The organism is Paraburkholderia sp., assembly GCF_036488795.1.
Taxonomy (GTDB): Bacteria; Pseudomonadota; Gammaproteobacteria; order Burkholderiales; family Burkholderiaceae; genus Paraburkholderia.
Map to the genome: position 1 here is coordinate 1 of NZ_DASXHA010000179.1, position 26161 is coordinate 26161.

The window sequence follows — 26161 nt, forward strand, 5'->3', positions numbered from 1 at the left end:
TCACCATCGTGATCGGTGGCCTGACGACGTTTAACCTGAGTGCTGGCCGCGCCGTCGCACTTTCCTCCCATCTGTCATGCCGCGGGCTTCCTGGTGTCTGATCGACGCTGCGCGCCCGCCCACGCGGAAAGTATCTGCCGGACGTCTTCAGTGAACTAGGCGTTTGCCAACATTCACGCATCGCGGACTACCGCTACGGGTCGAATCTTACCGGCACCGTGACGGCCACGTTCAGCGTACTCACACCACGACACGCAAACCGACAGCCACATCGTCGACCCGGAATTGAATCCCGGCCTGACCCAAGATCCATGCCTCGATCTTGTCGTGCCACATGCGAAGCAGGTCGAGCGGGCGGCGGCGGTAGTGCTTTTCGGCAATTGCGCTCGGCTTGTGGCCTTGAATCTGTGCCACGACGCCGACCGGCACTTCGCACCATTCCGCCAGCGTGCCGAATGACCGGCGCAGGCCGTGCAAGGTAACGTGCGGCAGTCCAGCCATCTGTAACGCCTTGTTATGTGCAATACGCGGCTCCGCAATCTTGCCATCGGCGGCGGCGGGACTACTGAATACCCAGTCATTTCGGCGCGGTAAGGCGACCAGCACTGATGCAAGGTATGGCGTCAGGGGGATGAGGCGGCCCGTCTCGGTCTCCACCTTGTCCGCGATATGCAGGCTGCGCCACTGAAAGTCCACATCGGCCCATTTCAGCGCGGCCATTTCCTCGCGGCGTGCGCCGGTCAGCAATAGCGCTTGCAAGTAGGCAGAGATAACCGGGTTCCGAATCTCGCGAACCGCATCGAACCATGCGAGTAACTGCTCGCGCTGCAAACAGTCGCCGTCCTTGGCTTTGCTCTGCGGTAGCACCGCCGTTACCTTGGGCGAATCGTAGGCGTCCGGCGCGATGGTTCCCGCATACTCGTCCTGTCCGCCGCACCACCGAATGAACGCCTTCAAGAGTCGATAGGCATGTGCTGCATTGGTCGGGCGTTCGCGGGCCTCATCCTCCAGCCAGGTTGCAACCGTCTTTGCCGTCAGCCTGGATAACTTGAGCGGCATCAACGGCGCGAGCGGCCCCCGCACCGTCTTCCCCTTGCCGCGCTTCAACGGCTCCCCTCCCGGAGCTGCGAGCGCAATATGGTCGGCCAGATAACGGGCCGACCGGGGCTGTTTCGTCTTGGGGGAAATAGCCGTCCTCAGGTAATCGAGGTAATCGGCCCATGCTTCGCCAACGGTTGCGGCATGGCGGCGCGCTTCGACCTTGCGGGCTTCGTGGGCGGCGCGTTGCTCGGCGGCGTGTTCGCGCGGGTCGATACCGCTGTCGACGAGCGTTTGCAGGCGGCGCGCCTCTTGGCGAGCACCGCGCACGTCTTCCCGTCGCTCGCCGTCAACCTTCCGATACTGCGTCTCGATGGGCCACGAATCAGGGCTACCGATGGTCACGCGCACCGTTGCACCGCCAAGCTTGCCCTGGAAAATGTATGCCTTGGAACCGGCAGCAGTCACGCGCAGGCCCAGGCCCGGGGTGTCACTGTCCCACAGGAACGACTGCGACCTGCCGGCAGCGCACTTGTGCGCGTTGACCCGTGCCGCCGTGAAATTGACCTTTGCCACGCTCGCCCCCTTCGGATCGCGTACATGAGTCCATGTAACCACTGTGTAACCCAATTATGGGATAACTGATCAATTCGGGTCAATACAAATATGCGAACAACACGCCAATACTCCCTTGTGGCAGGTGTTTCCACCGGATTACATGAATGCAAATCAACACGAAGAAATGCCATATTTCGCGCATTCGTAATGCGAAGGTCGGGGGTTCGATTCCTCTTTCCGGCACCAACAGATTCAAGCAAAAAGCCCAGTCATTGCGACTGGGCTTTTTGTTTTGGGAAGTCTCCGCGAGTCCTCCCATTCGACGCGAACGGCCAAAACCTTCCTAACGCCCCCTCAAAAGCGCCCTCATGATTTTCACGGGCACGCGCATTGCGTTGCCACGATGCTGACTCCGCCCATGCGGGGTGGGCTTCGGTTACGCTGATTCGCCAGACATCGCGCGCCTGGAAAACCACGCCCGCTGATCGTGACGCCGACGCTCGCCCACCGCCCCGTTCTCACCTGCCATGAACTTTCCTGAAGAACAGCCGCCTGCCGAACCGACCCTGCCCGCCTCCACCGGCTTTGTGCGCGTGCGCGGCGCTCGCGAGCACAACCTGAAGAACGTCGACGTCCAGATTCCTCGCGACGCGCTCGTCGTCTTCACCGGCGTTTCAGGTTCGGGCAAATCGTCGCTGGCGTTCGGCACACTGTATGCCGAAGCGCAGCGGCGCTATTTCGAATCGGTGGCGCCCTATGCGCGGCGCCTGATCGATCAGGTCGGAGTGCCGCAAGTCGATGCCATCGAGGGCCTGCCGCCCGCGGTCGCGCTGCAGCAGCAACGCGGCACGCCAAGCGCCCGCTCGTCGGTCGGCAGCGTCACCACCTTGTCGAGCCTCGTACGCATGCTGTATTCGCGCACCGGCAGCTATCCGCCGAAGCAGCCCATGCTCTTCGCCGAAGATTTCTCGCCCAACACAGTTCAGGGCGCCTGCCCGACCTGTCATGGTCTCGGACGCATCTACGAAGTCACCGAAAAATCGATGGTGCCCGACGACTCGCTCACGATCCGCGAGCGCGCCGTCGCCGCATGGCCGCCGGCCTGGCACGGACAGAATCTGCGCGACATTCTGGTGACGCTTGGCTACGACGTGGATACCCCCTGGCGCGATTTGCCCAGGAAGGACCGGGACTGGATCCTCTTCACGGATGAGCAACCTACTGTACCTGTCTACGCCGGACTCACCCCCAAGGAGACGCGTGCGGCGCTCAAGCGCAAGCTTGAACCGAGCTACCAGGGCACGTTCACCGGCGCGCGCCGCTACGTGCTGCACACGTTCGCCAACACCCAAAGCGCGCTGATGAAAAAGCGCGTGTCGCGCTATATGATCGGCAGCGAGTGTCCGACTTGCCATGGCAAACGTCTCAAGAAGGAAGCGCTATCGGTGAGCTTCGCCGGCTACGATATCGCCGAGTTGTCGCACTTGCCGCTCGCGCGCCTCGCCGCCCTCCTCGAGCCCATCGCACAGGGCAAGTGGCCGGAGGACGAGACCGCCGCGTCTGTGAGCAAAGACAGCGTGCTCAGCAAACACGCCCGACTCGATGCAACCGCGCGACGGGTTGCCGCCGGCGGATCGGCACATCAGGCGTCGCCGGATGTGCGGCGCACGCCCAATCTGTCGGCGGAAAAGCGGGTGGCCGCGCAGCGCATCGCCGCAGAGTTGCTGGAGCGACTGGTTACGCTCATCGACCTTGGGCTCGGCTACCTCGCGTTGGAGCGCAGCACCCCGACGCTGTCCTCCGGCGAATTGCAGCGGCTCCGACTCGCCACCCAGTTGTCCTCGCAATTGTTCGGCGTGGTGTATGTGCTCGACGAACCATCCGCCGGACTGCATCCCGCGGATGGCGAAGCGCTGTTCACCGCGTTGCGGCGACTCAAGGAAGCGGGCAATTCGCTTTTCGTTGTCGAACACGATCTGCAAACGATGCGTCGCGCCGACTGGCTGGTCGACGTCGGACCGGCGGCCGGTGAAGCGGGCGGACACGTGATCTACAGCGGACCGCCCGCCGGGCTCGCGGCAATCGAAGCTTCACAGACGCGCCTGCATCTGTTTGCGCCGCGTATCCCCGTCGCCCGCACGCCGCGCTTGCCAACCGGCTGGCTGCGACTCGCCGGCGTGACGCGCAACAATCTGCAGCAGCTGGATGTCGCTTTCCCGTTAGGGTGCTTCACGGCGGTCACAGGCGTGTCCGGCTCGGGCAAGTCGAGCCTCGTCAGCCAGGCATTGCCGGAACTGGTTGCCGGCCGCCTCGGGCGCGTGATCGAAAGCGTCGACGAAGACGAACCGGATCCGCTCCTCGCGGCAGCTGAGATTCCGACCAGCGGCCAGATCGTCGCAGGCATGGAACACGTGCGACGGCTGGTGCGCGTGGATCAGAAGCCGATTTGCCGCACGCCGCGCTCGAACCTTGCCACTTACACGGGTCTCTTCGATCACGTCCGCAAACTGTTCGCCGAAACGCCGGCAGCGCGCAAACGGCATTACGGCGCGGGCCGCTTCTCGTTCAACGTCGCGCAGGGGCGCTGCCCGACCTGCGAAGGCGAAGGCTTCGTCAGCGTCGAACTGCTTTTCTTGCCGAGCGTCTACGCGCCCTGCTCGACCTGCCACGGCACCCGCTACAACGCACAAACGCTGGAAGTCAAATGGCGTGACAAGAACATTGCCGAAGTACTCGGACTGACGGTCGACGCCGCGTGCGATTTCTTTGCAGGCGAAGCACACGTGATGCGCGCACTCACGGTGTTGCGCGACATCGGGCTGGGCTACCTGCGGCTCGGCCAGCCGGCCACTGAACTGTCGGGCGGCGAGGCGCAGCGCATCAAGCTCGCGACCGAGTTGCAACGCTCGCAGCGGGGCGACTCCCTCTACATCCTGGACGAGCCCACGACGGGTCTGCATCCCGCCGACGTCGACCGGCTCATGGTGCAACTGCAGGGTCTCGTCGACGCGGGCAATACGGTGATCGTCGTCGAACACGACATGCGTGTCGCCGCGCAAAGCGACTGGATCATCGACATCGGCCCGGGCGCGGGCGATGCCGGCGGCAAGGTCGTCGCAAGCGGCACACCGGCCGATGTCGTACGGGTGGCCGCGAGCCGCACGGCCGCTTATCTGAAGGAAAGCGTGTCGGCGTGAGCTGCGCGCGGCCTGGGTCGCAAGTGCCGCCGCCTTATTCGTCGACGTGATACCGGCCGGCCTTTGAACATTCCACTGCGCATCAATGTGCGTCGCATTCGTTCGAAATGCGACGTGCATTCTTCATTTGATAAGTCCAATTAAAAAGTGGTAATGACGCGTCAACGGATACATGTAACCGTTCGTTAACAAAAAATTGGGACGCTATTCGTCTACTTTGTGTGTATGAAGTGAAACGGGTTGAAGTGGCAATATTTAACCTGTGTGCAGTGCAGCGGAATCTTTTACTTAAGGCGTCCTGACTAGCACATGGCAAGTGCCACGCTCCCGCGCTGCAATGCACAAAGAATGTTGCCTGGTGGGCGTGGATAGACGCGAAAGATGGGTCCCGGTCGAAGCTGATGACCGCCGCCGGAAGCCGGGCGTTGCTGAGGGCAGCCAAGCCGTTCACTCGAACCGCCCAGCTCGGCGATCCGAAATGCAGTGCGGCGAATTGACGCCGGTTTTAAGTGCGACCGTTCAAAAATGCCGGCAATCGTTAAATTTTATTCAGACGGATTCAAGTGCGGTGACGGTGTGCCGTTAAAGCAACAAATTGCGAATGAAAAGCTGCTTCCGTGCTTTACCGCACTGGTGCAAAACGGGGACCGAGGCAGATAATCGGTTCGTAAAGGAGAAATATCATGGATGCCAAACCGCCCAAGATTCCGACCCCGGATAAAGTTTTTTGCCCGGATCCGGAACCCGCTGGCGTTGAGTTCCTGGGCGCCGAACTGCCCGAGCATGTTCGAGCGTTCTTTGACGAACAACGCAAGTCGTGCGAGCAGAAGTAGTCAAGCTCTGCCGCGTTGCAGCATCGGGGACACGCCTTTTGGGCGTGACCGGGGTTAACACGCGCCTGAATAACCCAGGCTTTTGCGCGGCGCGGCGCTAGCCTGGTCTAGTCGCGCTGGATTGTATCCAGCGCGTACACCCGCGTCCTGGCGGTCCTCCTTTTGTTTCCGACGCTCAGCGCTTCCCTGGCGCATCGTTTATTCTTCGTGCTTCTCCGCTTTGACCACACGGTCAACTCTCCGACATGAATCGTTCGTCCCTTCGTGGCGTTTTTGGCGGGATGGCACTCTCCGCCGCACTGGCTTTCGCCCCCGCTCACGCAGATAGCGACGACACCGCGCTGACCAATCTGATTTCGCTCGTCTCGCAACGCCTCAATCTGGCCGAGCCGGTCGCGCGCTGGAAATGGGCGCATCATCAGGCGATCACTGATGCGCCTCGCGAAGCCGCGTTGCTCGCCGAGGTGGAAAAGCGCGCCGCGGCGGCGCAAGTCGACCCGGCGTTCGCGCGAGCGTTCTTCCAGGATCAGATCGATGCGAGCAAGGAGGTACAGACCGCGCTATTCGACACATGGCGCGCCACGCGGCCGCCCGAAGGCGCGGCGCCCGACCTCGCCACGAGTACCCGCCCCCAGCTTGATCAGCTGACGAAGTCGTTGATCGCGGGACTCGCACGCGTGCAAACGCTGCGAACGGCGCCGGACTGTCCCTCACGCGTGGCGGACGGGATTGCTAACTGGAAGTCGTTGACGCGCTACGACTCCACACGCTCCAGCGCGCTCGTCCATGCGCTCGGACACGTGTGCGAATCGGGCGGCGTCGGCGCGACCGGCTAAGCGAGGCTCTCGGCGCGGGCGGCCAGCGGCACGCCGAGCGGCATCACCCGCAATCCGCGCGCGAGATGCGATTGCAGGATCCGGTAGGTGGACAGTTCAAACGGACCTGCGACGCTCGATGCATGCAAGCTCGCCGCCTGGTCCAGCGACGGTGCATGCCCGACGTAGCGCCAACGATCGACCACATGAAAAGCCCGTGCCTGCAGCTCGCCGTCATGCTCCTCGAAGACGATCGGGCCGTCGAACGGCCAGGGAGCATCCGCTGGGTCGCTCTTCGCGATCCGCGGCAAGCGGTTCTGGCCCGGACGCAACGTCGCGATCCACTGCGCCTCGGCCAGCATGGCGCCAAGTTCACCGCCGGTCGCGAGCCACTCAACTCGCCGGACTTGCTGTGCAAGCCGCATATCCTTTGCGGAGCGCCGTTCGCCCGTCAGATGGGAACGCAGACGCTGACGTAGACGCACGCTACGTCCGACATACAGCGGTAAATCCCCTTCTCCATAGAACGCATAAATCCCACACCCAGCCGGCGCAGTGTCCAGCAGATCTTCCGTGATGTCGCCTGCCAGCTTGTAGCGCCGTAGCGTGCGGTCGATCTGCGTGCGCAACACGTCCACGGGTACCAGGCCATGCAGGCGCTGCCAGAACTGCCAGAGCAGATCGGCGTCGGCCAGCGCGCGGTGCCGGTCCGAAGGCACGAGCGCGTGCCGCTCGACCAGTGCGTCAAGTCCATGACGCTTTTCAGAAGGAAAGAGCGCGCGCGACAGCCGCACGGTACACAGCACATCAGGATTGAACGCGAGGCCTGCTCGACGGAACTCCCCACGCAGAAAGCCGCGGTCAAAACTGGCATTGTGCGCAACGAACAGCTTGCCGTTCAGCCGTTCGAATAGCCCGGGGGCGATTGAATCGAAAGTGGGCGCGCCCCGCACCATGGCGTCGGTGATGCCGGTCAATTGCTGAATGAATGGCGGAATCGGCTGCCGCGGGTCGACCAGCGTGCTCCAGCGCGTCACGCCTTCTGGCCCTACCTCGACAACACCGACTTCCGTGATGCGATGCTCGCCCGTCGAGCCACCTGTAGTTTCAAGGTCGACGAAGGCAATCGGGGTGTCGATAGCGGGATTCTGCAGAAGCGGTTCAGCCATGGGGGAAATAGACGGTTCGGTACGTGACTTGCGGCAAGTATGCACCAGTTGGGCCGCAACCATGCGAGCGACATGATGATTTCAGCGTTTAAACAGGAAGGCGAGACAACCGGCTTCCTCTACCCTTACCGCGAAAGAGACAGACGGCTCATTATGTTTTTTTGAAACCCACTGGGAAAAACCCGATAAATTTATATACCTGAAAACCTGGGGTGTCCAATCAGGCAGACAGACTCTTATACAAGAGGCGCCTGATAATCCGGATAGCAGACCGGTATAGTAAATATCGGCCATCGTCCTGGCAACTGGCGGAGTTCGTCGATCCTGCGTAGAAAATAAAAAACCCTCGCCTACGCGAGGGTTTTTCTTCGTGTCACAGTGCAGTCATTATAAGACCGCACGACGCGGCGTTCTTACAGCGGCTGAATGTTGGCCGCCTGCTTGCCCTTCGGGCCAGTCTTCACTTCGAAGGAAACGCGCTGGTTTTCCTTCAGCGACTTGAAGCCTTCCGCGCGAATTTCCGAGAAGTGTGCAAACAGATCGTCACCGCCCGAGTCCGATGTGATGAAGCCAAAGCCCTTAGCATCGTTGAACCATTTTACGATACCGGTTTCCATGTTCCAGTTTCCTCAAAATTTTGAATAAAACGGGCAATGCCCTCATGCCGATTACGACGCCTCGCGAATAGAGGCACACGACAGCGCTGCGGCGCCATGTCTTTCAATCGAAAATTCAGCCTTGCCGTTATACGGGGAAGCAAGATCGATCGTCAAGCAAATTTTTAATAAACGCTTATCCGCCAGATCATATTGAATCAAACGACTGATTTAACGCAAAGTCACACGGATATTAAGTAACAACTAAATACCGTTATGTCATTCCTACTGCACGCGTTTCACAGTTGAGCAACACAAGGGAAAACTTTCCGGGCAATGTAACAAATCATGTCAATCGTAAGTGTTTGTCCGAGTTGTTCGGCCCAGGCGATCAAATCATGATGGACCTCAGCAGTACGTATCAGGAGATCGTCATGCTATTGAACGAATTCCGCCGCATCCTTGCGTGGTTCTCGCACTCGCGCCGCGAGGCGCCGGCAGACGGGGCGCAGCAAGCCGTCGCCTCCTCATCCAGTTTCGACTTTGATCCGATGTGGCACGGGGACCATTGGCAGAACCTGCTGTCATCCCCAATGGATGCACGGCACTATGTAATGGAAGATTGGAGCGTCGTCACCGACTTCGAATTTACCTCTGCCGGGCTGGCCATCCAGGGCCGATAAAGCGGCTCGGATGGCCCTCAGGAATGAGGGACAAAAAAAGCGCGACTGGGAAGTCGCGCCGACAAAGGTTTGGAGATCTTTTTCGTCAACGAAAAAGTCTGCTTCGAAAAGCAGCCTCTTCAGTATAGCGCCGACGCGTTGACCGATTCGCGACATGGCCGGCAATCTTCTGTTGCGTTGCCGGCAACAATCGCGTCTTTCCTTCTTTTCGTGTTGTTTCTGCACATCGTTTGGTGTAGTAATTGAACAACGCATCTCGTTGACACCTCCCCGCAGAACCCCATCCAGCCACGGGAAGCCTTTGCTAGCAAGGCCCCAAACCGCGACACCGATCATTGCGCATTGCGTAATACTTTATTGCGGAAATTGGAATGTCCGCTCGCCAAACCCATCCTTACACTCTGCCTGTCCGGAAACGAGCACGCTTGGTCAACCGTGCGTTTCACGCATCAAATTCGCCTCTCGCAGCGAAAGCGTGATGTTTCCTCGAAGCCTGGGTTTCCAAAGCCCATCCTGTTCTCGGAGTTACAAAGATGAAAAAGACACTCATGGTCGCCGCCCTCACGGGCGTTTTTGCAACTGCAGCACACGCACAAAGCAGCGTCACGCTGTACGGCCTGATCGACGCCGGCATCACCTACACGAACAACCAGGGCGGCCACTCGGCATGGCAAGAAACCAGCGGCTCGATCAACGGTAGCCGTTGGGGCCTGCGTGGTTCGGAAGACCTCGGTGGCGGCCTGAAGGCAATCTTCGTGTTGGAAAACGGTTTCGGCCTCAATAACGGCACGTTGAAGCAAAGCAGCCGTCTGTTCGGCCGTCAGGCATTTGTTGGCCTGACAAGCGACCAGTTCGGTGCCGTGACCCTCGGCCGTCAATATGACAGCGTGGTCGACTACCTGGCACCGCTGGCATTGACCGGCACGCAATACGGCGGCACGCAGTTCGCCCACCCGTTCGACAACGACAACCTGAACAACTCGATCCGTATCAACAACTCGGTCAAGTACTCGAGCGTTAACTACGGCGGCTTCAAGTTCGGCGGTTTGTACGGCTTCTCGAACACGGCTGACGGCTTCGCGAACAACCGCGCATACAGCTTCGGCGCGTCGTACAACTACGGCGGCCTGAATTTTGCGGCTGGTTACCTGCAACTGAACAACAACCCGAACAACCTGTCGCTCGCAGCAAGCAACGCCGGTGCGGTCACGGGTGAGTACACGTTCGCTGCAGCACGTCAGCGCACGTTCGGTGGTGGCGTCAACTACACGTTCGGCCCGGCAACGGCTGGCTTCGTGTACACGCAAACCAACCTGAACGACGGTTCGCTGGTTTCGCCGACCCAATCGGGCACGTCCAAGGGCGTTGGCATCGACGGTGGCGCGCGCTTCCAGAACTTTGAAGGCAACATCCGCTACGCTCTGACGCCGGCTCTGAGCCTGGCAGGCGCGTACACGTACACCCGTGGCAACATGGGTGGCGGCGTGAACCCGAACTGGAACCAGGTCAACCTGCAAGCTGACTACGCGCTGTCCAAGCGTACCGACGTGTACCTGCAAGGCGAATACCAGCACATCAGCAGCAACAGCGAAGATATCGGCCCGATCATCAACGGTCTGAGCTCCGCTTCGGCAACGCAAAACCAGATCGCTGTGACGGCTGGCCTGCGTCACCGCTTCTAATAAGCATCTAGCAGTATCAGCAGTATTGAAAGGCGCCGCTTGCGGCGCCTTTTTTTGTCTGTGTCACGCGGCGCTGAGTGGCTCAACCGCCCGTATCCGGCGGTGGATAGCGGACGTCGAGAATGTCGATCGGCTCCGGACCCGCCGGTGTGCGCAGCGTCACCTGATCGCCGATCCTTGCCTTCACCAGCGCCCGGGCGATCGGGGAGATCCAGCTGACCTTTCCGTGATCCAGGTCGACCTCGTCGACACCGACGATCGTCACGGTGTGATCCTCGCCATCCTGCGTCGCGTATTCGACGGTCGCGCCGAAGAACACCTGATCGACGTTCTCCTGCTTGCTGCTGTCCACGATCTCCGCCAGATCGAGCCGTTTGGTCAGAAAGCGGATGCGCCGGTCGATCTCCCGCAAACGACGCTTGCCATAGATGTAGTCGCCATTCTCCGAGCGGTCGCCGTTCGACGCGGCCCAGGAGACCAGCTTTACAACTTCGGGGCGTTCCTCATCGATCAGATGCAGCAATTCATCGCGCAGCCGGCGGTAGCCAGCTGGCGTAATGTAGTTTTTCGCGCCCGCGGGAATAGCCGGTTGGGCGACGTCGAGATCGTCATCACTGTCTTCGCTCGACTCTTTGACAAAGGCCTTGTTCATGATCATCCATAGACTGCAGCAAACCCTGCCCCATCAAGGGTACACGATCATGACAGTGAGACAAATCGCAGTTTCACTCTTCCCTTTTTTTCTGGCTTTGCTATAATCTCGTTTCTGCGTGCGGCTGTAGCTCAGTTGGATAGAGTACTTGGCTACGAACCAAGGGGTCGTGGGTTCGAATCCTGCCAGCCGCACCATTTATTCGAGGGCCTCCCTCCGGGGAGGCCCTTCTGTTTTACCCGGATTATCGAAGCATTCGCCTCATAATCTTTTGTATTGCACCCGTTTTAGCGTGCGGCTGTAGCTCAGTTGGATAGAGTACTTGGCTACGAACCAAGGGGTCGTGGGTTCGAATCCTGCCAGCCGCACCATTCATAAGCAAAGGGCCTTCCACACGGAAGGCCCTTTGCTTTTGCTGAGCCGAATTTGTGGAGCGAGGCATTCCCGCTGGGCATCTCGCATTGGGACCACCACTAGCGCCTAGCGCGGCGCCGATCCTATGTCCCCGATCTGCCCATCCGGCTTCGGCACATCCTCGACGGACAGTCCTACCGTCTGCTCACCGATCGGCTCGGCACGCAGGCCGACCAGCGCCTGAGCCTGCCGCACCATGTCATCCACGGTATCGCCGAAGCGGCTCGCCACGAACGCGCGCAACAGCGCGATCCGCAGCGTCCCGCCCCGCCCTTCCACCGTCCGGTGACCGCCTTCGAAGTTTGCGACGCAGTGCGCCTGCTGCCGGTTCACGTACTCACGCACCTCGAGCCGTTGCGCGCGCTCCAGTACGAGGGCAGCAGCCTCCCAGGACGTGGACGGCGTGAAACGCCCATCCCAGGGATGGCCGCGATCGTTGCCGCGCACGGATACGGTCTCGCCGCTATCGGTAAAGTGGATTTCGCGCACGAAGTCGTGCAGGCTGCGGGCGACCCAGTAGTCGAGCGCCACGCCGGTCAGATCAGCTACGTTCATCGCGTTCTCCCTCCTGTGCAGGTGAAGCTCGCCCGCGGCGTGAGTGTTCAGCGTCTTGAATAGCAGGATTCGGCGGCGGCCCGACCTCAGCCGGCCACCTCAATAGTCCGCGCGTTCGCGGTCGATGCGCATCCCGCCGTCGTGACGGTGATGCCCTTCCTCGCTCGGCCGTTCACGCGCAATGCGCATCACGTCCGGATTGGTGCGCACCCGGCGCATCACATTGGCCAGATGGACACGGTCGCTGACCTGAATGACGAAGCGCAACACCGTCGATTCCTGCGACAGGTCTTCGTCCATCGCAATGTGCACGATGTTCGCGTCGGCGGATGTGATATCCGCCGCCACCCGGGCAAACACGCCCTTAGTGTTCTTGACGAGCACCTTCACCGCCACATCGAAAAGACGTCCCGGTTGCGGCGCCCATGCCACGTCGATCCAGCGGCCCGGATCACGCCGGTGAATGCGCTGGGCCACCCGGCAATCCGTGGTGTGAATCGCCATGCCGAGGCCAATGCCGATATAGCCCATGATGTCGTCGCCGGGAATCGGCCGACAGCACGCCGACAACTGCACCGACATGCCTTCGGTGCCGGTAATCACCACCGGAGGCGCATGCGGCGCATTGTGGGCGTCGTGGCGCGGGCTGTCGTCGTCAGCGTCGAGGCCGCTCATCAGCACTTCGATGCGCTTGGCCATCACCGCCGCCACGCGCCGGCCCAGACCAATGTCCGCGAAAATTTCCTGACGACTCTTGTTGCCGGTCCACTGAACCAGCTTTTCCCAGACTTCCGGCGTCACGTCGGACAACGCCAGGTTGTAGCCCTTGAGCGCCTGATCGACGAGACGCTCGCCCAACTGCACCGACTCGTTCAGGCGCATCGTCTTCAGATAGTGGCGGATGGCCGAGCGCGCCTTGCCGCTGCGCACAAAACCAAGCCACGCCGGATTCGGCTTCGAGTACGGCGCCGTGATCACTTCGACGATATCGCCGCTCTTCAGCTCGGTCCGCAGCGGCAGCAATTCGTTGTTGATCTTCACCGCGACGCATTGATTACCCAGGTCGCTGTGGATCGAGTACGCGAAATCGAGCGCCGTGGCGCCGCGCGGCAGCGCCATGATCTTCGACTTCGGCGTGAACACGTAGACCGCATCCGGGAACAGATCGATCTTCACGTGCTCGAGGAATTCGCTCGAATCGCCCGCTTCGCTCTGAATGTCGAGCAGCGACTTGAGCCATTGATGCGCGCGCTTTTGCACGTCGTTCAGGTCGGCGCCACCGTTCTTGTAGAGCCAGTGCGCCGCCACGCCCGCTTCGGCGATCTCGTGCATCTTGCGCGTACGGACCTGAAACTCGATGGGCGCGCCGAACGGACCCACCAGCGTGGTGTGCAACGACTGATAGCCGTTGACCTTCGGAATGGCGATGTAATCCTTGAACTTGCCCGGCACCGGCTTGTAGAGCGCATGCAACGCACCGATGCAGGTGTAGCACTCCAGCGCGCTCTCCACGACCACGCGGAAGCCGTACACGTCCAGCACTTGCGAGAACGACAGTTGCTTGTCGCGCATCTTCTTGTAGATGCTGAAGATGGTCTTTTCGCGGCCAGTGACTTCGGCGTCGATCTTCGCTTCGGCAATGGCCCGCTGCACGGATTCCAGGATCTTGCCAACCACTTCCCGCCGATTGCCGCGCGCGGCCTTGACAGCCTTTTCAAGCGTGGCGTAACGATGCGGGTTGAAGTTCGCGAAGCTCAGGTCCTGCAGCTCGCGGTAGGTATTGTTCAGACCCAGCCGGTGAGCGATGGGCGCGTAGATGTCCAGCGTCTCGCGTGCCACGCGGCGGCGTTTTTCAGGCGGCACGGCACCGAGGGTGCGCATGTTGTGCAGCCGATCGGCCAGCTTGACGAGAATCACGCGCACGTCGCGCGCCATGGCGAGCAGCATCTTGCGGAAATTCTCCGCCTGAGCTTCCTCGCGATTGCGAAACTCCATCTTGTCGAGCTTTGACAAGCCGTCGACCAGTTCCGCGACCTTGGCGCCGAAACGCTCGGCGAGTTCGGCCTTGGTCACGCCCTGGTCTTCCATCACGTCATGCAGCAGCGCCGCCATGATCGACTGGGCGTCGAGCTTCCAGCTCGCGCAGATCTCCGCGACGGCAACCGGGTGCGTGATGTAAGGCTCGCCGCTCTGACGGTATTGCCCGAGGTGGGCTTCGTCGCTGAAGTGGAACGCCGCCTTGACTTCCTTGATCTCTTCCGGCGACAGGTAGCCGGACAGTGTGGAGGTCAGCTTGGCGATCGAAACGACGTCGTGCCGGCGCGGCTGCTCCGGCGTGGCGGTCGGCCCGAACAGATGGCGAAACGACTGTTCGAGAACCGCGTCGATGTACTTGCGTGCAGAGGCCGGGGAATCGCCTTCTTGAGCTTCTTGCTCCACTTCCGTGACGGGGGGCGAGGGGGTGGTGCTCATGTTCGCCTCCGTATCGGGTTGGACGCCGGTCTGCACGCGTTGAGTGAATTACATGGCAATCGAATACAGATGAAGCGTACCTTAGACCGGCACCTTCTTCAGCATTTCGACGCCGACCTGACCTGCCGCGATTTCACGCAGCGCGACAACGGTGGGCTTGTCGCGGCTTTCGATCTTCGGCGTATGGCCTTGAGCGAGCTGGCGAGCGCGATAGGTTGCGGCAAGTGCCAGTTCGAAACGATTCGGGATCTGTTTCAGACAGTCTTCGACGGTAATGCGGGCCATGTTGAGTTCCTTCTCAGTATGTCGCTTATTCTACCTTATGTGCTCGATACCCCGCCGCGATCACGCGTGCGGGAGGTGGATGCCGAGCTGCACAAAAAGGTCCGTGTGGCGTGCGTATTGCGAACCGAAGCGCAAGCGCGTGGCGGCGACGAGGCATTCCAGCTCTGCGAGCGCCCGATCGAAGTTCTCGTTGATCACCACGTATTCCGCTTCCGCCGAGTGCGCGATCTCGCTGCCGGCAGCCAGCAGACGCCGTGTGATCACGTTCGGCTCATCCTGGCCGCGCTTCTTCAAACGCTCTTCGAGCGCTTCGAGTGACGGCGGCAAGATGAAAATCTCGACAGCATTGCGAAACTGTTTCTTCACCTGCTGCGCACCCTGCCAGTCGATTTCGAGCAGCACGTCATGGCCGCTCTTCATCTGCTCTTCGATCCACAAACGCGAGGTCGCATAGTAGTTGCCGTGCACTTCCGCGCTTTCGAGGAACTCGCCCTCGGCGTGACGCTGCAGAAAATCGTCGACTGTCGTGAAGTGGTAGTGCTCGCCGTCCTTCTCCTTGGGACGCGGCGGGCGCGTCGTGTAGGAGATCGACAGACGGATCGCCTCGTCGCGCGCGAGCAGCGCGTTGACGAGCGTCGATTTGCCCGCGCCCGAAGGCGCGACCACCATGAACAGGTTGCCGGGGTAAGCGCCGGCGTAAGGATTGCGCGGTGCGCTGCTTTCGCGTGTGTGGTCAGTCATGTGTTCGTGTTGCTCCAGATCCAGAGTGAAAGTTGCTCCGGAATTACTCCAGATTTTGTACCTGCTCGCGCATCTGTTCGATGAGCAGCTTCAGCGTCATCGACGAATCCGCCAGTTCCTTCGCCGCGGCTTTCGAGCCGAGCGTATTCGCTTCGCGATTCAACTCCTGCATCATGAAGTCGAGGCGCTTGCCGACCTTGCCGCCTTTCTCGATCACGTGACGCGTTTCGTTCAGGTGAGCGGTGAGGCGCGACAGTTCTTCGGTGATGTCGATACGAATGCCGTACATCGTCACTTCCTGGCGGATCCGTTCGGCGATTTCCTCGCGCGAGATGCTGGTCGTCACCGTGTCCGGCGCCGCGATGCCCAGCGCTTCCTGCAACCGCTCGACAATCTTCTGCTGATGCCGCGTGATCAGCTCCGGCACGAGCGGCGTGATTTTCGCCACGATCGTCTCCATTTCCGTGACGTTCGACAGCAGCATGTTCGCCAGTTGCGCGCCTTCCCGGGCGCGCACGTCGATCAGGTCCGCGATGGCCTGCTTGCCGCAGGCGAGCACCGCGTCGCGCAGGGTCTCGGCGGCGACGCCGCTTTCGGCCAGCACACCGGGCCAGCGCAGGATCTCGCCGGTACGCAGGCGGCCGGCTTCCGGAAACGCGTTCACCACGGCGCGCTCCAGCAGCGCGAGCTGCGCCAGCGCGTCATGATTGATCGCGCCCGCATTGGCCGACTGTTCGCTACGCTGCAGATTGATACGAATATCCACCTTGCCGCGCGACAGCTTGTTCATCAACATTTCGCGCAAGGTCGGCTCACAGACGCGCACGTCTTCGGGCATCCGGAAGTTCAGATCGAGAAAGCGCGAGTTCACCGTGCGCAGTTCAACCGACACGCTTACGCCGCCGTTGCCCGATGCCGCTACGAGTTCGCGCGTGGCGCTCGCATAGCCAGTCATGCTGTAGATCATCATTTGTCTCGCGATGGAGGCCATGTCCCGCTCGGGATGGCCGGAGTGTCGAAACGCCCGGCGTGTCGATGAGGCGGGGCGTGGAACCGGCATTATCCCATTTTCCGCGACGCGGCCTGCCGGTGCGGATGACACACGGGAAAGCGCCCCGGCGCACGCGCCGCAGCCGCTGCAACGGATCGGCGGTAAAATTGCCGTTTCCCTCCAAGCTTCGTCTCCAGGACACGGTCCGGGACGACTCCAACCAGACTCCGAACGATGAACGACACCACCCAACGCCCCAGCGGCCGGCGCGCCAATCAGCTGCGCGATGTGCGCATCACGCGCCACTATACGAAGCATGCGGAGGGCTCGGTGCTGGTCGAATTCGGCGACACCAAGGTGATCTGCACCGCGAGCGTTGCCGAGAGCGTGCCGGGTTTCCTGCGTGATCGCGGCCAGGGCTGGCTGACCGCCGAATACGGCATGCTGCCGCGCGCCACCAACACCCGCAACGACCGCGAAGCCGCACGCGGCAAGCAGAGCGGCCGCACCCAGGAAATCCAGCGGCTGATCGGCCGGGCGCTGCGCTCGGTGTTCGATCTGGAAAAGCTCGGCGCACGCACCATGAACATCGACTGCGACGTGATCCAGGCCGACGGCGGTACGCGCACGGCCAGCATTACCGGCGCCTTCGTGGCGGCGCACGATGCGGTGACGAAGCTGCTCGCGAGCGGACGCATCGAAAGTTCGCCGATTACCGACTTCGTGGCGGCCATTTCGGTGGGTGTCTACAACGGTCTGCCGGTGCTCGACCTCGACTACGACGAAGACTCGCAGTGCGACACCGACATGAACGTGGTGATGACGGGCGCCGGCGGCTTCGTCGAAATTCAGGGCACTGCCGAAGGCGTGCCGTTCTCGCGCGACGAAATGAATGCGCTGCTCGACCTGGCCGGCGACGGCATCAGCACGCTGGTCGCGAAGCAGAAAGAAGCGTTGGGGTTGAAGAGTGAGTGATCGTCAAGGCGCAGCCGGCGCGGCCTCGGGCGATACGAAGGTGTCGCTCGGCAAGGTCGTGCTCGCGTCGAACAACGCCGGCAAGCTGCGCGAATTCGCGGCGCTGCTGGATGCGGCGGGGATTGAACTGATTGCGCAAGGCACGCTCAACGTGCCGGAAGCGGAAGAGCCGTATCCGACCTTCGTCGAGAACGCGCTGACCAAGGCGCGACACGCGGCGAAGCTCACTGGCCTGCCCGCTTTGGCCGACGATTCCGGACTGTGCGTCGCCGCGTTGCGCGGGGCGCCCGGCGTCTACTCGGCGCGCTATGCGCAGCTTGCCGGCGGTCCGAAGAGCGACGCCGCAAACAATGCGCGGCTCGTCGCAGAGATGCAGGGCCTCAACGACCGGCGCGCTTACTATTTCTGCGTGCTGGCGCTCGTACGTCACGCTGATGATCCCGAGCCGCTGCTTGCCGAAGGTCGCTGGCACGGCGAGATCCTCGACGCGCCGCGCGGCGCGCACGGCTTCGGCTATGACCCGTACTTCTTTCTGCCGCAACTCGGCGCGACCGCCGCCGAACTCGATCCGGCCGTGAAGAACGCCAGTAGCCATCGCGCGATTGCGTTGCGACAGCTGCTCGCGCGTCTGACGGAGGCAGTGTGATTCCGATTAAACCTGCCGCGGATGCGGGCGCGGGTGTGATTCGCGCATTCACTTCGCCGGGCAGCATCCATCTGGGTGCGTTGCCTCCGCTCACGCTCTACGTGCACTTTCCGTGGTGCGTGCGTAAATGTCCGTACTGTGATTTCAATTCGCACGAGTGGAAAGGTGACGCCTTTCCCGAGGGCGAGTATCTCGACGCGTTGCGCACGGATCTCGAACTGGCGTTACCGCTGGTCTGGGGACGTCAGGTGCATACAGTGTTCATTGGCGGCGGCACGCCCAGCCTGCTGTCGGCGGCAGGGCTCGACCGCTTGCTGTCCGACGTGCGCGCGCTGTTGCCACTCGACGCGGACGCGGAGATCACGCTCGAAGCCAACCCCGGCACGTTCGAAGCAGACAAGTTTGCGCAGTTTCGTGCGAGCGGAGTGAACCGGCTGTCGGTGGGCATCCAGAGTTTCAACGAAGCGCATCTGAAGGCGCTCGGCCGGATTCACGATGCGTCGCAAGCACGTCATGCCGTAGAAGTCGCGGCGACGACCTTCGACAACTTCAATCTCGATCTGATGTTCGGGTTGCCGCAGCAGACGCTCGCGCAGTGCCAGGCGGATATCGAAACGGCGTTGTCGTTCGCGCCGCCCCATTTGTCGCTCTATCACCTGACGCTCGAGCCGAACACGCTGTTTGCGAAATTCCCGCCGCCGCTGCCCGACGACGACTCATCCGCCGACATGCAGGACTGGATTCACGAACGCACCGCTGCCGCCGGTTACGAGCGCTATGAGGTGTCGGCGTATGCGAAGCCGCATCGGCAGAGCAAGCACAACCTCAACTACTGGCGCTTTGGCGACTACCTGGGTATCGGCGCGGGCGCGCACACGAAGCTGTCGTTTCCGAACCGCGTGCTGCGGCAGATGCGCTACAAGCATCCGACGACGTTCATCGAACAGGCCAGGGCCGGCGCGCCAGTGCACGAACAACACGAGGTCGGAGCGCGCGATCTGCCGTTCGAATTCATGCTGAACGCGTTGCGGCTGGTGGAGGGCTTTCCGGTGCATCGCTTCATCGAGCGCACGGGGCTGTCGATGACGTCGATCGAACCGGCCTTGCAGGAAGCGGAACGACGCCGGCTGATCACGCGCGACCACGAAAAAATCGCGCCGACACCGCTTGGACAAGCGTTTCTCAACGATCTACAGGCGCTGTTCCTGAAAGACCCGCAGTGATTGCGAGCGGACTTGCCGTAGCGGCAAGATTTCAGGTTACAATTTAGGGCTTGGAGGTGTGGCCGAGTGGTTTAAGGCACCGGTCTTGAAAACCGGCGAAGGAGTGATCCTTCCGTGAGTTCGAATCTCACCGCCTCCGCCAGATCATCAATGAATACGGGCCGCGAGGCCCGTTTTTCGTTTGCGGGCAGAGAGCCAAACATCGCCCTGCGGTAGCGCTCTTCGACGAAGAATCCAGTTCGTACGGATACAATCGCTCGGCATCCCGACATGAGTTCGGGATGCCAGCAAATCGCCGAATCGCAGAGTCCGTATGAATAGCGACCAGAGTCCCTGGGCCGGCCGCGTAGTCGCGATTCGTTGACAACTGTTCGTGGGTCGCGACGAGGTCAAGCTGATGACGTCGCCCCCCCGGCAAAACCCCCACTCAACTTCCCGCACCAGGCGCCGATTCCCCGCTTACGAGCCTCCCCACGGCTCGCACGGAGCCGCTCATGAAACTTCGCCCGTTACTCAGCCTGCTGGTATTGCTCGCCGTCGGTGCCTCACCGGCGCTCGTCTACGCACTTGCGCCGACTGATCCCGACGCCGCGGCCCTCTTCGACACCACCCGGCTCTCTACCGCCCAGCAGACGGGCGGCACGGCAACGCTGCCAACTTCGAGCGCATCGGTCGGCGCGGATGTCCTGCGCGGCGCGACCGGCAATGTCGGTGTCAACGTCGCCGCCGGGGCACTGAATGTGCAGGCCAATCAAATCGCGCTCGCCGTCTCGCCAGCAGCGGACATCGAGACGCGACAGGATGCGCACGCGTCGGCGTCCATCACGGGCAGCGGTCATGCGACACTCGGCGCGGGCGCGTTGTCGCATGCGAGCGGGAATATCGGATTGAATCTGGTGTCGGGCGCCGCCAACGCGCAGTCGAATGCACTCGTGATTCACTGAGACGCGTCTACCCCGGCTTCCCCCCGCCACTACCCGACAGGAAGCTGCGCGGACTAAACCCCAATCCCGCACAAGAGCAAAACATTTACCGTCCCCATCCTTCGCCACGCGTCGAAACATTCCGTCACGGGAGTTCCTAGACTCGAAGTCTCATCAAGACGACGGAACGCCGATCATGCCCGAGGCCGCAGACGACGGGATACGCTGCTCCCGGCAACGAACCATGGCGCGCCGAGTCCTGTGCGCCACCAGCATCAGCTACACGATCGTTCTGCTCGACGCGTCGATCGTCAACGTCGCGCTCGAACAGATCGGCTCAACGCTGCGAAGCAATGTCGCGGGACTGCAGTGGGTCGTCAACGCCTACACCTTGAGCTTCGCGACCCTTCTCCTCACCGGAGGCACGCTAGGGGACCGGCTCGGCGCGAAACCCGTCTACCTTGCCGGCCTCGCGGTATTTGCGCTGGCCTCGGCGCTATGCGGTTTCGCGCCCAACCTGCTGACGCTCACGCTGGCCCGCGCGCTGCAAGGCGTCGGCAGTGCAATGCTGGTGCCGTGCTCCCTCGCGCTCATCAATCGGGCTTTTCCTGATCCAGCGGCAAAGGCATCCGCGGTCGGCGTGTGGATGGGTTGCGGCGGTATTGCTATGGCGTCCGGTCCGCTGCTTGGCGGCATCCTGATCCATTGGCTCGGCTGGCGCAGCATTTTCGTCGTCAACGTACCGATTGCCCTGGCCGGCGTATGGCTGACACGCTCCGTCAATCATGAAGCGGCCAGCCAGCGCGGGCATTTCGACGTCGCCGGTCAAGCGAGCGCCATCGTCGCGCTCGGGACGCTGATTGCCGTGCTGATCGAAGGGCCGACCCTCGGTTGGCGAATGCCTCTCATCGCGTCTGGAGCATGCGTGAGTTGCGCTGCATGGATCGCTTTCTTCGTGATCGAAAAGCGCCGCGCACATCCGATGCTGCCGCTCTCGTTCTTCACGAATCCGCTTTTTTCGGCGTCCACGACGGTATCCATGGCGTCGGCCCTGGTGTTTTACGGCTTGCTCTTCATCTTCAGCATCGGCTATCAAACGATGCATGGCTACTCGCCGCTCGAAACCGGTCTGGCGTTCCTGCCGATGACCGCCATGGTGGCGGCGGGCGGCCTCACGTCCAACCGGATCGTCAAACTCTGCGGACCACGCGCAGCAATGTGCGCCGCATTCACGCTATACGCCGCGGGCTCTTTGACGATGCTCGCCGCCCCGCCTGCAGCGCCGTATTGGCTCGCGATTGCACCGATGCTGGCCATCGGACTCGCCGCCGGGTTCATCTCGCCCGCGGCAACCTCACCGGCGATGGGCACCGTCGACACACATCACGCCGGCGTCGCCGCAGCCGTTCTCAACTCGGCCCGGCAAAGCGGCGCGGCTTTAGGTGTGGCAATCTTCGGCGGCTTCATCACGGCTGTGCAGCCGTTCGCGTCCGCACTGCGCGTTGCGCTTGCAACCGCTGCCGTCGTCGCGCTGATGACCGCGCTGCTCTGGTGGATCGCGTCAGACACGCCACCCGGGCGCGCTAAACGGCGCGCTAAACCATTGCCGTCGCCTCGACTTCGATCTTCAGGCCGTAGTGAAGTCCGCTAACCGGCACGATGGCGCGTGCTGGCCTCGCCTCGCCCGCCCAGCGCGCGTAGATCTGATTGAAGCTCACCCAGTGTTCGATATCGGCGATATACACCCGCACCTGGACCAGTTGCGCAACACTGCTGCCGGCGCCTGCGAGCGCTGCTTTCAGGTTCGCAAGCACTTGCTCGGCCTGCACATCGAACGATGCGTCCGTCAATTTCTGGCCCTGCGCATCGATCGGCAGTTGGCCTGACACGAACACCAGGCCGTTCGCGATCGCCACATGACTGTAGTGCCCGCCCGGCGTCGCGAGCCCTGCGGGGTTTTGCGTGCGCGGTAGCCGCGCGTCGTGTTCGTTACCAGCCATGAAAGCGACTCCATACGATGATTGCGCCATCTGCGGACAGCACGTGATAGTCGGGAAACTGCGCGCCCGTTGCGCAGGCGTGGTTCGGAAAGATGCGCAGCTTCGTGCCGATCGGCAGGCGGATAGCGATGTCCTGATCGGACGCGCCGCGCAAGTCGTCATCCTCCGCTGCATTTCCGGTTTGCGCACGCGCCACGATTCCATGCTCCTGATTCGCGCCGATCATCTGATAGCCATCAAGCAACGTTCCATCGAGCCGGCCCACCAGGCCATAACCGTAATCGTGCGCCTGTTTTGCGGTGCCGCGATCGCGGCTCATGGCCATCCATCCCGCGTCGACAATCGCCCAACCCTTCTCCGGCTGATGCCCGATCACGGTGGTCACGACGCTCAATGCCAGCTCACGGATCTCGCACACGCCCACGTTATGCATCACGAGGTCGAAGAAGACGTAGACGCCTGCCCGCACCTCGGTCACACCTTCAAGACTCTGTGCGCGCAACGCGGTCGGCGTCGAGCCGACGCTCACCCCCTGGCACGGCAAGTGTGCATCGCGCAGCCGTTGCGCAGCGCGTACGCAGCCGGCGCGTTCCTGTTCAGCGAGCGCCGCCAGTGCCTCGGGCGTGTCCAGCTCGTAACTGGAACCGGCATGGGTCATCACACCGCCAATCTGCATACCGCCACCGTGCAGAATGTGCGCGACCTCCAGCAACAAATCGTCCTCGGGACGGATGCCTGAGCGGTGTCCATCCGTATCCACTTCGATCCACACTTCAAAGGCCTCGCCGTGCTGCTTGCCGAACGCGGCAAGCGCGCGCGCCGCGTCGGGATGATCCACCAGCAGTTTGAGGTCGCAGCCGGCGCGCCGCAACGCCAACGCGCGCGGCAGTTTCGACGGCGCGATACCGACGGCGTACAGAATGTCCGAAAAGCCCGCGGCAAAAAATTGCTCCGCTTCCTTCAGCGTCGAAACCGTGATGCCACGTGCGCCGGCATCACGCTGGGCCCGCGCGACGTCGATGCATTTCGCGGTCTTAACATGGGGCCGAAAGCGCACGCCGAGGCTGTCCATGCGCTGCTGCATGCGTTCGATGTTGTGCTGCATGCGGGCACGGTCGATTAGCGCAGCGGGAGTGTCGAGGGTTTGCAATGTGGTCATGCGGAAATTGGGTCGAAGGTCGAGGATGCATTGAAACCGCGCAGCCACGGTATCAGCGCCGCGAGGCGAGGCAATTCGATTTCGGGCGCCTGCACGCCGTCGACGCGCTGCAAGCCCGCACGGTTGTGCCAGTAAGTTCTTAAGCCAAGTGCGGCGGTGCCGAACATGTCGTAGCTCGAGCCCGCGACGAACGCCGCCTCGTGTGCATGCACGCCTAACTGTTCGAGGGCAAGACGATAAGGTTGCGCATGCGGCTTATAGAAACCGGCCTCCTGTGCGGTCACGATCGCATCCCAGCGAATCTCCAGCCGCGCTGCCGCCGCGCGGCCAAGACGCGTCGAACAGTTCGTGACGACTGCCAGCAGGCAATGCGGTGCGAGTTCCTGCAATGCCTCGCGCGCACCGCTCCACGGCTGCAACTCCAGCCAGCGCGCTTCGAGTGCGAGCGCTGCGGACTCGGGCAAGCCGACCTTCGCTGCCGCGCGCCGCACGAGTTCTTCATACGCGACGTAGGCACCGCAACCATAGGTCAAACGCAGATACGCTGCGCGCCATGCACGGCCGGCGTCGTCGGAGCCAGCGGCCGCGTTCCACACGCTCCAGGAATCCAGCAACGCGGTCAGCAGGTCGAACAGCACAGCCTTCGGCCACTGACTGCTGATTTCGGATGATCGGGTCTCGTTCATGACCCCGACTATAGAGCGGCATCCATCAATTGTGTTTAAATCAGATCACACCAATCCTTAAGCAAAATTGAATGATCGATCTGGCGGATTTGCGGCTGGTAGTGACGCTTGCGGGCTCCGAATCGCTGAGCGCGGCGGCGCGCGCGTTGAATGTCACGCCAGCGGCGCTGTCGATGCGTCTGAAGAAACTGGAAGCGAATCTGGGCGTCAACCTTGCCACGCGCGACGCGCGTCACCTGTCGCTCACCGCTGACGGCGAGAAACTCGCGCGTCACGCGCACACGCTGCTCGCCGATATCGACGCCCTGCCCGACGTCTTTCGTCACGACGGCAACCACGTTGCCGGACATATCCGCATTGCCGCACCGTTCGGCTTCGGGCGCGCCTATGTCGCCCCTTTGCTGGCGCGCTTTGCGCAGCAATATCCGGAAATCCGCCTGCATCTGGAGTTGCTCGAAGCACCGTGGCCCGACAACCGTGCCGCCGACGTCGTGCTGCACATCGGCACGGTGCGCGACTCGTCATGGATCGCGCTGCCGTTGCTCGCCAACGAACGCTGGTTATGTGCAAGCCCCGCCTATCTGGCAGGACGGGGTTTTCCGCGCGAGCCGCGTGACGTGCTCACGCACGATTGCATCTGCATTCGGGAAAACAACGAGGACGTGACGCTCTGGCAATTGCGACGCCGAGCAACACGCAAGACACAGAAAGCGCCGAAGGCTGCCGCGCATCCGGCATTGCGGATCAAGCCCGCGTTTACGACGAACGACGGCAGCGTCGCACGCCGCTGGGCAGAAGAAGGCTTGGGTCTGGTGCTGCGCTCACAATGGGACGCGGCTGGGCCGGTCGCCGCCGGCAAGCTGGTGCGGCTGCTACCCGACTGGGATTTCGGCAGCGTACCCGTGATCGCACTGGTGCCGACGCGCAAAGGACGTTCACTGCGCATCCAGACGCTGTTGCGCTTTCTGGCCGCCAACATCGAAACCGTCGCGGCCGATGCCAGTTGACCGTAAGCCGTTGGCCTTGAGCGTCAGTCGTTAGTGTCCCTCACGCAGCAAGCATGGCCTGCTTTTCGCGCGCATCGGCGCAACGGCAATTCAGATCGCGATGCATGGCCTGGCTATCGAGCAACGCCGTTACATCAGTCAAGCCATAGTCGAAGCGCAAGACATATTCGATGTCCGTGTAATCGTGATACGCGCCGCTATCTGCCAGCTTGCGTGCTTCGGCGATGGCGGCCTGCTGCCGCTCGCTTTTGGTCAAATCTCTGATCGCCATGGTTGCCGCTCCGAGGAACAGTGTCGCCATCATAGCAATGCTCGGAGCGCTGCAAGGTAGCGCGCACGCAACACCTGGTAGTTTCCGTAGTGCTACCGCACACCGACAACTTCACCGCTAGCCAGTTGGACCGATTCTTCATACATGTATGCAAGGTAAGCAACTGTAAGTGGGGTCGCCTCCTCGAGTCACGGTCTGGCTGTCATTGGATCGCTGCACGAAAAGCTTCGCGAGGCGGCCAGCGCGTCGGGAACCCGGCGTTTCCGTAATGCGCCGTCACACGCCGGCACGAACGAACAACGAGGCACGCGTCTCCAAGCTAGAAAGGAGGATCACCATGATCAGAGTTCTCGCTCTTATTGCTCTCGCCGCCAGTCTTGGCGGCTGCGTCGTCGCGCCGCCCTACGGCTACGGTTATGGCTACGCGCCGGCGCCCGCTTACGGATACTACGCGGCGCCCGCGGTTAACGTCGGGGTCGGCTTTGGCGGCGGCTGGCATCGATAGAAGCGCATGAAAAAATGCCCGCGCGAAGCGGGCAAAAAAGACCTTCCACCGATACCTCTTTGGGAGAGGCGAGTGCAGTGTATAA

At 61.8% G+C, this 26161-nt stretch carries 25 protein-coding genes and 3 tRNA genes; 15 read left to right on the forward strand and 13 right to left on the reverse strand.

Annotated features, from left to right (window positions below; all coding sequences use genetic code 11):
- Positions 1–240 precede the first annotated feature (240 nt).
- Positions 241–1614, reverse strand: coding sequence for a site-specific integrase (locus VGH41_RS26160; protein WP_331600575.1), 1374 nt, complete (start codon positions 1612–1614; stop codon positions 241–243).
- A gap of 509 nt (positions 1615–2123) precedes the next feature.
- Here VGH41_RS26160 and VGH41_RS26165 point away from each other — a divergent pair.
- The 3 genes from VGH41_RS26165 (at position 2124) to VGH41_RS26175 (ending at position 6462) form a co-directional block, all read left to right on the forward strand.
- Entirely contained in the window at positions 2124–4793 is a 2670-nt protein-coding gene (locus VGH41_RS26165) for an excinuclease ABC subunit UvrA (protein WP_331600576.1), read from the forward strand.
- A 683-nt stretch (positions 4794–5476) separates the two neighbouring features.
- Entirely contained in the window at positions 5477–5626 is a 150-nt protein-coding gene (locus VGH41_RS26170; RefSeq protein ID WP_331600577.1) for a hypothetical protein, read from the forward strand.
- A gap of 281 nt (positions 5627–5907) precedes the next feature.
- Positions 5908–6462, forward strand: coding sequence for a chorismate mutase (locus VGH41_RS26175; RefSeq protein WP_331600578.1), 555 nt, complete (start codon positions 5908–5910; stop codon positions 6460–6462).
- On the opposite strand, the gene VGH41_RS26180 is transcribed toward VGH41_RS26175, so the two are convergent.
- Complete coding sequence (locus tag VGH41_RS26180) at positions 6459–7610, reverse strand: exonuclease domain-containing protein (RefSeq protein ID WP_331600579.1); 1152 nt, start codon at positions 7608–7610, stop codon at positions 6459–6461. The genes VGH41_RS26175 and VGH41_RS26180 overlap by 4 nt on opposite strands.
- Positions 7611–8023: 413 nt before the next feature.
- Entirely contained in the window at positions 8024–8227 is a 204-nt protein-coding gene (locus VGH41_RS26185; protein WP_074263676.1) for a cold-shock protein, read from the reverse strand.
- Between the two features lie 413 nt (positions 8228–8640).
- Here VGH41_RS26185 and VGH41_RS26190 point away from each other — a divergent pair, with 413 nt between their 5' ends.
- Both VGH41_RS26190 and VGH41_RS26195 read left to right on the forward strand, forming a co-directional pair.
- On the forward strand, positions 8641–8889 hold the full coding sequence (locus VGH41_RS26190; RefSeq protein ID WP_331600617.1) for a hypothetical protein: 249 nt from the start codon (positions 8641–8643) through the stop codon (positions 8887–8889).
- Between the two features lie 533 nt (positions 8890–9422).
- Complete coding sequence (locus tag VGH41_RS26195; protein WP_331600580.1) at positions 9423–10571, forward strand: porin; 1149 nt, start codon at positions 9423–9425, stop codon at positions 10569–10571.
- 82 nt (positions 10572–10653) lie between these two features.
- Here VGH41_RS26195 and greB read toward each other — a convergent pair whose 3' ends face one another.
- The gene (gene greB, locus VGH41_RS26200) at positions 10654–11223 is read right to left on the reverse strand and encodes a transcription elongation factor GreB (RefSeq protein WP_331600581.1); all 570 of its coding nucleotides are present in this window, start codon (positions 11221–11223) and stop codon (positions 10654–10656) included.
- A gap of 120 nt (positions 11224–11343) precedes the next feature.
- Between greB and VGH41_RS26205 the strand changes: the two genes are divergently transcribed.
- Together VGH41_RS26205 and VGH41_RS26210 are read left to right on the forward strand one after the other, a co-directional pair.
- Positions 11344–11420, forward strand: a tRNA-Arg gene (locus VGH41_RS26205).
- A 97-nt stretch (positions 11421–11517) separates the two neighbouring features.
- Positions 11518–11594 (forward strand) — tRNA-Arg (locus tag VGH41_RS26210).
- A gap of 109 nt (positions 11595–11703) precedes the next feature.
- Here the strand turns inward: VGH41_RS26210 and VGH41_RS26215 are convergent.
- The 5 genes from VGH41_RS26215 to VGH41_RS26235 all read right to left on the reverse strand — a co-directional run bounded on the left by VGH41_RS26215 (position 11704) and on the right by VGH41_RS26235 (position 16657).
- Complete coding sequence (locus VGH41_RS26215; protein WP_331600582.1) at positions 11704–12192, reverse strand: phage protein NinX family protein; 489 nt, start codon at positions 12190–12192, stop codon at positions 11704–11706.
- Between the two features lie 99 nt (positions 12193–12291).
- Positions 12292–14664 carry a bifunctional (p)ppGpp synthetase/guanosine-3',5'-bis(diphosphate) 3'-pyrophosphohydrolase gene (locus VGH41_RS26220; protein ID WP_331600583.1) on the reverse strand — a complete coding sequence of 791 codons (2373 nt, stop codon included), beginning with the start codon at positions 14662–14664 and terminating at the stop codon, positions 12292–12294.
- 81 nt (positions 14665–14745) lie between these two features.
- Positions 14746–14949: a DNA-directed RNA polymerase subunit omega gene (gene rpoZ / locus VGH41_RS26225; protein ID WP_006025620.1), complete on the reverse strand. Its 204-nt coding sequence runs from the start codon at positions 14947–14949 to the stop codon at positions 14746–14748.
- Positions 14950–15009: 60 nt separating this feature from the next.
- Entirely contained in the window at positions 15010–15690 is a 681-nt protein-coding gene (gene gmk / locus VGH41_RS26230) for a guanylate kinase (RefSeq protein ID WP_331600584.1), read from the reverse strand.
- Between the two features lie 43 nt (positions 15691–15733).
- Positions 15734–16657: a YicC/YloC family endoribonuclease gene (locus VGH41_RS26235; protein ID WP_331600618.1), complete on the reverse strand. Its 924-nt coding sequence runs from the start codon at positions 16655–16657 to the stop codon at positions 15734–15736.
- Positions 16658–16915: 258 nt separating this feature from the next.
- Between VGH41_RS26235 and rph the strand changes: the two genes are divergently transcribed.
- The 6 genes from rph to VGH41_RS26265 all read left to right on the forward strand — a co-directional run bounded on the left by rph (position 16916) and on the right by VGH41_RS26265 (position 22099).
- The gene (gene rph, locus VGH41_RS26240) at positions 16916–17656 is read left to right on the forward strand and encodes a ribonuclease PH (RefSeq protein ID WP_331600585.1); all 741 of its coding nucleotides are present in this window, start codon (positions 16916–16918) and stop codon (positions 17654–17656) included.
- On the forward strand, positions 17649–18302 hold the full coding sequence (gene rdgB / locus VGH41_RS26245) for an RdgB/HAM1 family non-canonical purine NTP pyrophosphatase (RefSeq protein ID WP_331600586.1): 654 nt from the start codon (positions 17649–17651) through the stop codon (positions 18300–18302). Before rph ends, rdgB begins: the two co-directional genes overlap by 8 nt.
- Entirely contained in the window at positions 18299–19525 is a 1227-nt protein-coding gene (gene hemW / locus VGH41_RS26250; protein ID WP_414696723.1) for a radical SAM family heme chaperone HemW, read from the forward strand. The genes rdgB and hemW overlap by 4 nt, the downstream gene beginning before the upstream one ends.
- A gap of 52 nt (positions 19526–19577) precedes the next feature.
- Positions 19578–19667, forward strand: a tRNA-Ser gene (locus VGH41_RS26255).
- A 352-nt stretch (positions 19668–20019) separates the two neighbouring features.
- Positions 20020–20469, forward strand: coding sequence for a hypothetical protein (locus VGH41_RS26260; RefSeq protein WP_331600587.1), 450 nt, complete (start codon positions 20020–20022; stop codon positions 20467–20469).
- Between the two features lie 223 nt (positions 20470–20692).
- Positions 20693–22099: an MFS transporter gene (locus tag VGH41_RS26265; protein ID WP_331600588.1), complete on the forward strand. Its 1407-nt coding sequence runs from the start codon at positions 20693–20695 to the stop codon at positions 22097–22099.
- Here VGH41_RS26265 and VGH41_RS26270 read toward each other — a convergent pair.
- The 3 genes from VGH41_RS26270 to VGH41_RS26280 are packed head-to-tail and all read right to left on the reverse strand — an operon-like array spanning position 22044 to position 24293.
- On the reverse strand, positions 22044–22448 hold the full coding sequence (locus tag VGH41_RS26270; RefSeq protein WP_331600589.1) for a RidA family protein: 405 nt from the start codon (positions 22446–22448) through the stop codon (positions 22044–22046). The two genes, VGH41_RS26265 and VGH41_RS26270, sit on opposite strands and share 56 nt — an antisense overlap.
- Positions 22438–23607 carry a DSD1 family PLP-dependent enzyme gene (locus VGH41_RS26275; RefSeq protein ID WP_331600591.1) on the reverse strand — a complete coding sequence of 390 codons (1170 nt, stop codon included), beginning with the start codon at positions 23605–23607 and terminating at the stop codon, positions 22438–22440. Before VGH41_RS26275 ends, VGH41_RS26270 begins: the two co-directional genes overlap by 11 nt.
- Positions 23604–24293: an HAD-IA family hydrolase gene (locus tag VGH41_RS26280; RefSeq protein ID WP_331600592.1), complete on the reverse strand. Its 690-nt coding sequence runs from the start codon at positions 24291–24293 to the stop codon at positions 23604–23606. The genes VGH41_RS26275 and VGH41_RS26280 overlap by 4 nt, the downstream gene beginning before the upstream one ends.
- A 71-nt stretch (positions 24294–24364) precedes the next feature.
- Between VGH41_RS26280 and VGH41_RS26285 the strand changes: the two genes are divergently transcribed.
- Positions 24365–25300, forward strand: coding sequence for a LysR substrate-binding domain-containing protein (locus VGH41_RS26285; RefSeq protein ID WP_331600593.1), 936 nt, complete (start codon positions 24365–24367; stop codon positions 25298–25300).
- A 40-nt stretch (positions 25301–25340) separates the two neighbouring features.
- On the opposite strand, the gene VGH41_RS26290 is transcribed toward VGH41_RS26285, so the two are convergent.
- Positions 25341–25571 carry a hypothetical protein gene (locus tag VGH41_RS26290; protein ID WP_331600594.1) on the reverse strand — a complete coding sequence of 77 codons (231 nt, stop codon included), beginning with the start codon at positions 25569–25571 and terminating at the stop codon, positions 25341–25343.
- A gap of 337 nt (positions 25572–25908) precedes the next feature.
- Between VGH41_RS26290 and VGH41_RS26295 the strand changes: the two genes are divergently transcribed.
- Positions 25909–26076 carry a hypothetical protein gene (locus tag VGH41_RS26295; protein ID WP_331600595.1) on the forward strand — a complete coding sequence of 56 codons (168 nt, stop codon included), beginning with the start codon at positions 25909–25911 and terminating at the stop codon, positions 26074–26076.
- Positions 26077–26161 lie beyond the last annotated feature (85 nt).

Excerpts from the sequence above, each read along its gene's own strand:
- VGH41_RS26165 (WP_331600576.1), top strand. The coding sequence starts at position 2,124 with ATGAACTTTCCTGAAGAACAGCCGCCTGCCGAACCGACCCTGCCCGCC.
- VGH41_RS26170 (WP_331600577.1), top strand. The coding sequence starts at position 5,477 with ATGGATGCCAAACCGCCCAAGATTCCGACCCCGGATAAAGTTTTTTGC.
- VGH41_RS26175 (WP_331600578.1), top strand. The coding sequence starts at position 5,908 with ATGGCACTCTCCGCCGCACTGGCTTTCGCCCCCGCTCACGCAGATAGC.
- VGH41_RS26180 (WP_331600579.1), bottom strand. The coding sequence starts at position 7,610 with ATGGCTGAACCGCTTCTGCAGAATCCCGCTATCGACACCCCGATTGCC.
- VGH41_RS26185 (WP_074263676.1), bottom strand. The coding sequence starts at position 8,227 with ATGGAAACCGGTATCGTAAAATGGTTCAACGATGCTAAGGGCTTTGGC.
- VGH41_RS26190 (WP_331600617.1), top strand. The coding sequence starts at position 8,641 with ATGCTATTGAACGAATTCCGCCGCATCCTTGCGTGGTTCTCGCACTCG.
- VGH41_RS26195 (WP_331600580.1), top strand. The coding sequence starts at position 9,423 with ATGAAAAAGACACTCATGGTCGCCGCCCTCACGGGCGTTTTTGCAACT.
- greB (WP_331600581.1), bottom strand. The coding sequence starts at position 11,223 with ATGAACAAGGCCTTTGTCAAAGAGTCGAGCGAAGACAGTGATGACGAT.
- VGH41_RS26215 (WP_331600582.1), bottom strand. The coding sequence starts at position 12,192 with ATGAACGTAGCTGATCTGACCGGCGTGGCGCTCGACTACTGGGTCGCC.
- VGH41_RS26220 (WP_331600583.1), bottom strand. The coding sequence starts at position 14,664 with ATGAGCACCACCCCCTCGCCCCCCGTCACGGAAGTGGAGCAAGAAGCT.
- rpoZ (WP_006025620.1), bottom strand. The coding sequence starts at position 14,949 with ATGGCCCGCATTACCGTCGAAGACTGTCTGAAACAGATCCCGAATCGT.
- gmk (WP_331600584.1), bottom strand. The coding sequence starts at position 15,690 with ATGACTGACCACACACGCGAAAGCAGCGCACCGCGCAATCCTTACGCC.
- VGH41_RS26235 (WP_331600618.1), bottom strand. The coding sequence starts at position 16,657 with ATGATCTACAGCATGACTGGCTATGCGAGCGCCACGCGCGAACTCGTA.
- rph (WP_331600585.1), top strand. The coding sequence starts at position 16,916 with ATGAACGACACCACCCAACGCCCCAGCGGCCGGCGCGCCAATCAGCTG.
- VGH41_RS26260 (WP_331600587.1), top strand. The coding sequence starts at position 20,020 with ATGAAACTTCGCCCGTTACTCAGCCTGCTGGTATTGCTCGCCGTCGGT.
- VGH41_RS26265 (WP_331600588.1), top strand. The coding sequence starts at position 20,693 with ATGGCGCGCCGAGTCCTGTGCGCCACCAGCATCAGCTACACGATCGTT.
- VGH41_RS26270 (WP_331600589.1), bottom strand. The coding sequence starts at position 22,448 with ATGGCTGGTAACGAACACGACGCGCGGCTACCGCGCACGCAAAACCCC.
- VGH41_RS26275 (WP_331600591.1), bottom strand. The coding sequence starts at position 23,607 with ATGACCACATTGCAAACCCTCGACACTCCCGCTGCGCTAATCGACCGT.
- VGH41_RS26280 (WP_331600592.1), bottom strand. The coding sequence starts at position 24,293 with ATGAACGAGACCCGATCATCCGAAATCAGCAGTCAGTGGCCGAAGGCT.
- VGH41_RS26285 (WP_331600593.1), top strand. The coding sequence starts at position 24,365 with ATGATCGATCTGGCGGATTTGCGGCTGGTAGTGACGCTTGCGGGCTCC.
- VGH41_RS26290 (WP_331600594.1), bottom strand. The coding sequence starts at position 25,571 with ATGGCGATCAGAGATTTGACCAAAAGCGAGCGGCAGCAGGCCGCCATC.
- VGH41_RS26295 (WP_331600595.1), top strand. The coding sequence starts at position 25,909 with ATGATCAGAGTTCTCGCTCTTATTGCTCTCGCCGCCAGTCTTGGCGGC.